This window comes from Stenomitos rutilans (assembly GCF_059505485.1).
Genome location: NZ_JCACKR010000109.1, coordinates 36165 through 43277, shown reverse-complemented (window position 1 = coordinate 43277; position 7113 = coordinate 36165). Strand labels below are relative to the sequence as shown.

At 50.9% G+C, this 7113-nt stretch carries 4 protein-coding genes; all 4 read left to right on the top strand.

The window, feature by feature from the left end; translation table 11 throughout:
- Positions 1 to 174: 174 nt before the first annotated feature.
- The 4 genes from AC5JLP_RS21865 to AC5JLP_RS21850 all read left to right on the top strand — a co-directional run bounded on the left by AC5JLP_RS21865 (position 175) and on the right by AC5JLP_RS21850 (position 7028).
- Positions 175 to 2958: a tetratricopeptide repeat protein gene (locus AC5JLP_RS21865; RefSeq protein WP_496070072.1), complete on the top strand. Its 2784-nt coding sequence runs from the start codon at positions 175 to 177 to the stop codon at positions 2956 to 2958.
- A gap of 353 nt (positions 2959 to 3311) precedes the next feature.
- Entirely contained in the window at positions 3312 to 4076 is a 765-nt protein-coding gene (locus tag AC5JLP_RS21860; protein WP_496070071.1) for a hypothetical protein, read from the top strand.
- A gap of 597 nt (positions 4077 to 4673) precedes the next feature.
- The gene (locus tag AC5JLP_RS21855) at positions 4674 to 5099 is read left to right on the top strand and encodes a hypothetical protein (RefSeq protein WP_496070070.1); all 426 of its coding nucleotides are present in this window, start codon (positions 4674 to 4676) and stop codon (positions 5097 to 5099) included.
- 81 nt (positions 5100 to 5180) lie between these two features.
- Positions 5181 to 7028: an NACHT domain-containing protein gene (locus AC5JLP_RS21850; protein ID WP_496070069.1), complete on the top strand. Its 1848-nt coding sequence runs from the start codon at positions 5181 to 5183 to the stop codon at positions 7026 to 7028.
- The last annotated feature ends 85 nt before the right edge of the window (positions 7029 to 7113 follow it).

The following is a 7113-nucleotide window of genomic DNA, read 5'->3' as shown; positions in this document are numbered from 1 at the left end:
CTAAAGTAGTCGAAGGGGAAGCTGCACTGACCGCAGTAGGGCTGCGGGCCCGGCAGGAGACCACGCCTGGTCAAACGCCGCTCATGTCCGATGGCCGTGCTTGTTCAAACGCGATGGGAAGGCCAGGTTAGAATGCTGGGGTAGAAAAAAGCAGCCCTGCGTCTGAGTTGCCCTATGGATGCTGAAGCAAAGCCAGATTTTTTCATCAGCTACAACCGCCATGACAAAACCTGGGCAGAGTGGATTGCGTGGACTCTGGAAGCAGCAGGCTATACGGTTGTCATTGAAGCATGGGATTTCCGTCCAGGAGGAAATTTCGTTGTTTATATGCAACAGGCAGCAACGCAGGCAGAACGGACGATCGCGGTGTTGTCACAGCACTATTTGGATGGGAAATTTACGCACCCAGAATGGGCAGCCGCCTTTGCCCAAGATCCAACAGGGGAAAAGCGATTGCTGCTGCCAATCCGCGTCGGGGAGTGTGCGCTGACGGGAATGTTGGCGACGATCGTCTACGTGGATGTAGTCGGGGTTGAGGAAATAGCCGCGCAGGAGCTTGTGTTGCAGGCGGTACAAACGGGGCGCACCAAACCAGAGCAAAAGCCACGCTTTCCAGGACGATCTCACCCACTGACTGATCGAGCCAAGCCCATCTATCCGCCCAACATCCTCCAGAATCTCCCCTACGGCAGCACCAACTTTGTGGGACGAGACGCGGAACTAGAGCAGATCCATCAACAGTTGCAGCAAGGTTCAACCGTCTCCATTTTCGCTCTTTCGGGGATGGGTGGCATTGGCAAGACCGAGCTTGCGCTGCAATATGCCCGCCAACATGGTCGCAAGGGTGACTATCCCGGTGGACTCTGCTGGATACGGGCACGGGAAGATGTGGGCACGCAAATCATCAGCTTTGTGCGCTCGTGCCTGGAGTTAATGCCACCAGACGACCTGGAATTAGTGGAAAAGGTGCGGTGGTGTTGGGGACGGTGGCGCGAAGGAGCCGCTCTGCTGATCTTTGATGATGTGCAGCAGTATGACGCGATTGCCCACTTCCTGCCGCCGCAGGAGTCGCGCTTTAAGGTCTTGCTAACGACGCGCTCGCACTTTGGCTCGCCCGTGCAGTCTTTGCCACTGGATGTGCTGTCGGATGCAAAAGCCTTGGCATTGTTGCGATCGTTGGTGAACGACAAGCGCGTGGAACAAGCATTAGTGCAAGCCAAACAACTCTGCGAATGGCTAGGCTATTTGCCGTTGGGAGTGGAACTGGTGGGGCGATATTTAGCCCGCAAGCCAGATCTCTCCCTCGCGGTCTTGTGGCAACGGTTGCAGGACAAACGCTTGGACGCGCTCGCCTTCAAGCAAGCCGAACCGGGCATGACCGCATCCCTGGGCGTAGCAGCGGCCTTTGAGTTGAGCTGGCAGGCATTGGACGAGTCCGCGCAGCAAGTCGCCGCGATGTTGAGCCTGTTTGCCCTGGTGGAAATTCCCTGGACGCTGGTGGAACAGTGTTTGCCAACGCTGGATGCAGAAGAGTTGGAGGAAATCCGCGATGAGCAGCTCTTGGGCACCTATCTGCTGAAGCGCGTCGATCAGGGGCTGTACCAACTGCATCAACTGCTGCGAGAATTCTTTGCGGTGAAGCGATCGCAACGGGCAGATGACTCAGCCTTGCAGCAGCAGTTTTATCAAGTGGTGGTTGCAGCAGCAGAAAGAGTTTATGAGAAGCCACAGCGATCGCTGCTCCAGGAATCGACGGTAATGATCGCTCATTTGCAAGCCGTAATCGAGCGGTTCACCAACGCTGAGCAACCACTGGATTTAGCAACCTGTCTACAGTTGATAGCAAACTTCTACTACGCACAAGGGCGCTATGGTGAAGCCGAACCGCCGTATCGCCGCTCACTCGCAATGCGGGAGCAGCAGCTAGGACAAAACCATCCTAGTGTCGCAGAGAGCCTAAACGATTTGGCAGGATTGTACGATGCCCAAGGGCGTTATGGAGACGCAGAACTGTTGTTTGTGCGATCGTTAGAAATTCGGCAACAGCAGTTAGGGAACGACCATCTTGATGTCACGCAGAGCTTGAATAATTTAGCATTCTTGTACAAAGCCCAAGGGCGTTATGGAGACGCGGAACGGCTGTTTGTGCAGTCGCTAGAAATTCGGCAACGACAGTTGGGCGATGATCATCCCCGTGTTGCAACGAGCTTGAACAATTTAGCAGCCTTGTACTACGCCCAGGGGCGATACGGAGAAGCAGAACCGCTCTACCTGCAGTCGTTGGAAATCTATCAACAGCAGATAGGCAGTGACCATCCAGCCATAACAACAAGCCTCAATGGTTTGGCAGAATTGTATGAGTTACAAGGACGGTATGGGGACGCGGAAACTTTCTACCTGCGCTCACTGGAAATTCGGCAACGGCAGTTAGGCGATAACCATCCTGATGTCGCTCAGAGCCTGAACAATTTGGGGCACTTATACGATTCTCAAGGACGTTATGGAGACGCGGAACCGCTGTTTGTACGATCGCTGGAAATCTGGCAACGGCAGTTGGGCGATGACCATCCTGATGTGGCCAAGAGTCTCAGCAATTTAGCAAGGCTTTACTGTTCGCAAGCGCGCTACAGCGATGCGGAAACGCTTTTTCTACGCTCACTCTCCATTTTGCAAAGCCGGCTTCCTGCTGATCATCCTCATGTCGCTAGGATCGTGAGTAATTTGGCCAATCTCTACACTTTGCAAGGACGTTATCGTGAGGCAGAAACCCTTTACCTGCAAGCACTCCTGATCTTTGCAACAAAGTTGGGGGACAATCATCCCTGGATGCAGGAAGGGGCAACTAGCTTTCGCGCTCTACTCCAAAAAGCTATCCAGGAGCAGCGCACGGATAAACTTTCGGATGATCCAATGACGCGGTTGGTGTTGCAAGAATTGCGAGAGGAGAGTGGGGAGTAGGAGAGGGCCATCGCACTCAGGCGGTGTACTAGTGGCTTTGGCCTAACCTTGGACTATTTCGAAAGGGAAAGGGGTAGTACAGAGGCCAATTTAGCCGCTCAAACCGGCTAAAAGCCTTATGCTGTCTTGCACTTCTGCTCAGGGGGCAACTAAACATGAAGAAAGTGAGTCTTAGTAGAAGTGATCGAAGCGTCCTTATTCTGATGCAGAGACCGCGCAACCTAAGATCCTTTCTAAAGACTCGAATCAGGGCACATAGACTGCGAGAGTCCGCCTATATCCCTCATTTAGAGTAGATAACGGACGGAATATGTCTAATCAAAAGTTAAGCGGATCTCATTGCAGCAGATTTTATGGAACTTGAGAGTGGAGAAGTAAACGCTGATGCAGATACTCAGGGTCGTGAGGCGATTTGGAGAGGAATCTGCTCGGTCGCAGAGCAACTTCTGTCACGATGCCAGATTCTGATGCGTCTCGGTGCCGAGGCAATTCCGCAAGCCTTGCTGGGTCAACCAATCCCTGACGTGCGAACATGGCAACTTGTTGAAGGTTTAAGTCTATTGACGATGTTGCTGCGTGCCGATGATGTACGCACGGGAAAGGTGACCTTATTTATGAAAGAAGGACCTTTAGAAATCATAGAGAACGGACAGATTCGATATTTGTGGTCTCAGTACACAGTTCAAGGTCATTTCAGCGAGTTTGGTGGGCGTCCTGATCTGATCGTTACATCTAATGCTGATGTTCCGACGCCAGCAAATATACTCAGAGTCGTGGAAGTAAAGTGTGTGAGGCGACTAGGAGCAAGTACCGTGCGTGCCGAATTTGCAAAGGCGCATGATCTCAGAGTGAGTTCCTACTTCGTCTGGTCGTATTTCACGCCTGACTCTCGCATTGTGACAGGTGCTGAAGGGCTTGGTATCGATCTGCATGAACTTGGACTTGACCTCAACTCTGCGTCACGCAGTTCATTGATTGCAAACTCAAGTGCGCTAGTCTCGAAGGTCGCTCATACGCTGGATGTGTCTCGTCAAGAGGAGCGATTTGCGCGACAGTTGATCCTTGCCAACAAAGAAGTTGAGCAAAAGCGACTTACCTCTAGTAGCGATGTATCGTGATTGCCTAATCGGGTAACAGGGAGGTTTTCCCTCTCCGTCCCCAAGTAGTGATACGGACGTAGTGACGCAAGGCATCGGTGGGAGCAGTAGTTTGAAACTTACCTAAAAAGGGAGCGAAACTGCCTAATCTAAAGATAAATAGTAGAAGCGTCTTAGCTATTGGGCAAGATTTTTTAGTCTAATCAAGAGGAGTTGTGAATCTAGGTTTGCTTGAGAAGTTTTGCAGTTAGTGTACTTCTGTCGGTTTTTATGGGGTCAGCCAGTGTCCAAACAGCTACTCGAAGTGAAGAGTGGAATTTAGAAGGAACTTGGAATTTGAGTGTTGGTTACTTCAACTTAACCTCGGATGGAAGATGTACAGTCAAGATTCCTACTGGTGGTGCAGGAGTGATAAATGGTCCTATTGCAATTAGCAAGAGTGCTTCAGGTTATAGCGTTCGAGTTAATATTCCAGCAGAGATACGTGTCTCAGGGAATTGAGCTAGGCGCTGCCCATCTACGAAGGTTTGCGTTTGCGATGAAAGATCAGCGGTTGGTAAATATTCTTTTGAACTTATAAAATAGCAGTGTCTTGCCTCCTCCCTCCAAAAGGTACTTATGGAACCCTTAACCCCTGCTCTCATTGCGGTTACTACGCTTATCCTCAAGAAGGCTTTCGAGAAAACGGGTGAGAAACTCGGTGAAGCGGTTAGTGTGCAGTTATCACAGTTCGTGCAGCTCATCCAGCGCAAGTCTTTACTGAAAACGGCACAAATTGAACAAGCAGATCAGCCTGTAGATATGGGGCAAGCAGTGCTGGAAGTTGAGACCGTTAGCGCTACAGACCCGGAACTGGCTCAAGCGGTAACTCAGTTGGCAGAGAGTGTTAAGGCTGACCCCAGGCTGTCTCAACTCATGCCAGCGTATGCAGAGGCACTGCAAACGGCTCGACCGACCACGATTAAGAACTACGGAAAGCTAGCGGAAGAGATTAAGAACCTGTTTCAAGGGAACACCTTCAATGCGCCTGTTACGTTTAACTGAAAGGATTCGCCCGATTCACGGGTCACGTCCCATCCCCTCACGCGACAGGAATATCAGAATCGACAGGCGCTCCTAACCAAAGTGAAGCACTTTTGGGTAAAAGGAGTGCTGGAGAAGTCGCTACATGAGCAGGTACTTATCACGCTGGGCATGGAAGAACGCCCCGATGCGATTGAGCGTCCCTGGAATTTAATCGTGGAAACAGAAGGATCAGAGCGGGAACTGCCAGCCAACACCTCTATCCTCTCTGTATTTGATGAATTGGGAGCGGGTCGCACCTTGCTGATCTTGGGGGAACCGGGTTCCGGCAAGACAATTACCCTCTTGCAACTGGCAAGAGATTTGATTGCACGGGCAGAACAGGATGTCGATTACCTGATTCCGGTAGTGGTGAATCTTTCTTCCTGGACACCCACTCGACGGCGGGGCAGGCGCACCGCGCCCCAATCTATTGCCGATTGGGTGGTGGAAGAACTAAGCAGTAAATACCAAGTGCCGAGGCACTTGGGCAAAGACTGGGTAAAAAAGCAACAACTCCTGCTGCTTTTGGATGGCTTGGATGAGGTGAAGGCAGCGGATCGAGATGCCTGCGTAAACGCGCTCAATGCCTTTCAGCAGGAGGCAAGTACCGAACTAGTGGTTTGCTGTCGGGCTAGAGACTATGAAGCGTTAAGTAATCGGCTTCAGGTTCAACAAGCCATTTATATCCAGCCACTCACCCTGCCGCAAATCAAAGGCTACCTTAATCGCCTGACTGCCAATCTAACCGGACTCATCAGGTTGCTGGCAACCGATTCCGCGCTGCCAGATCTCGCCCAATCTCCCCTATTGCTGAATATCATGGTCTTTGCTTACGGAGGTGTTATTGTTGCTGACCTGCCTCAAACGCTAGTGATTGCAGACCGACGCAGGCAACTCTTTAATACTTACATCCAGCAAATGCTGAAGCATCGGGGGCAAGCCCTCAAGTATCCACAAGAGCGGTTTTTGGGCTGGTTGAGATGGTTGGCGCTACAGATGGTGCGGGAGTCTCAAACGGTGTTTCTGATTGAGCGAATGCAACCTTACTTGTTACCGTTTGGAGACCAAAGAATCTATAGAGTTGGCTCCCTTCTGTTGCTAGCCCTCGTCTGCGGGCTGATTTTTGCGCTGATTTTGGGTTCGATGAATTATCTGATTTTTGGGCTGTTTGGTAGGCTAATTGATAGGCTGACCGGTGGACTGATTAGTATGGTGATTGATAGGCTGATTTTTGGTCTGATTTTTGGTCTGTTTGTTGGTCTGAGTTGCGGGTTATTTTTTGGAATGCGTGAGGAAATAAGGGCTATTGAAAAACTCAGACTGAAGTGGTCTTGGCAAGAAGCTAGGAGCGGGCTGAATGGTGGTCTGATTTTTGGGCTAATTCTTGGTCTGACTTTTGGACTGAGCGGCATGCTGAACGGTAGTCTGATTGTTGGGCTGTTTTTTGGGCTGTTTTTTGGTCTGTTTCTGGGGCTGACTTTTGGGCTGATTGGTGGTCTGACTGGTGGGCTGATTGGGATTGAACTTGAGAAGACAACGATGCCTAATCAAGGAATCTGGAGCTCAGTTAAAAACTTTGCATCGGTTAGTCTGATTAGTGGTCTGATTGTTGGGCTGATTGTTGGTCTAATCGATGGGCTGCATGATGATCTGCATGGCGGTCTGATTGTTGGGCTGACTTTTGGGCTGTTTTTTGGGCTGATTGGTGGTCTGTTTTTTGGAGGTGCTGCTTCTATCCAACACCTTACCCTCCGCCTCATTCTCTACTTCAACGGACATATTCCTTGGAACTATGCCCGCTTTTTAGATACCGCAGCCGATCGCCTCTTCCTGCAAAAAGTCGGAGGTGGTTACATCTTCATCCATCGGCTGTTGATGGAACACATCGCTCAGTTGCCACCAGAGTAACCTAAGTCTTGAATATCGAAAGGGCAGGCGATCGCTCAGCGCACCTGTCTCAAACACAATTGACGCTACACTCCCGTTCTTCCAG

Excerpts from the sequence above, each read along its gene's own strand:
- AC5JLP_RS21865 (WP_496070072.1), top strand. The coding sequence starts at position 175 with ATGGATGCTGAAGCAAAGCCAGATTTTTTCATCAGCTACAACCGCCAT.
- AC5JLP_RS21860 (WP_496070071.1), top strand. The coding sequence starts at position 3,312 with ATGGAACTTGAGAGTGGAGAAGTAAACGCTGATGCAGATACTCAGGGT.
- AC5JLP_RS21855 (WP_496070070.1), top strand. The coding sequence starts at position 4,674 with ATGGAACCCTTAACCCCTGCTCTCATTGCGGTTACTACGCTTATCCTC.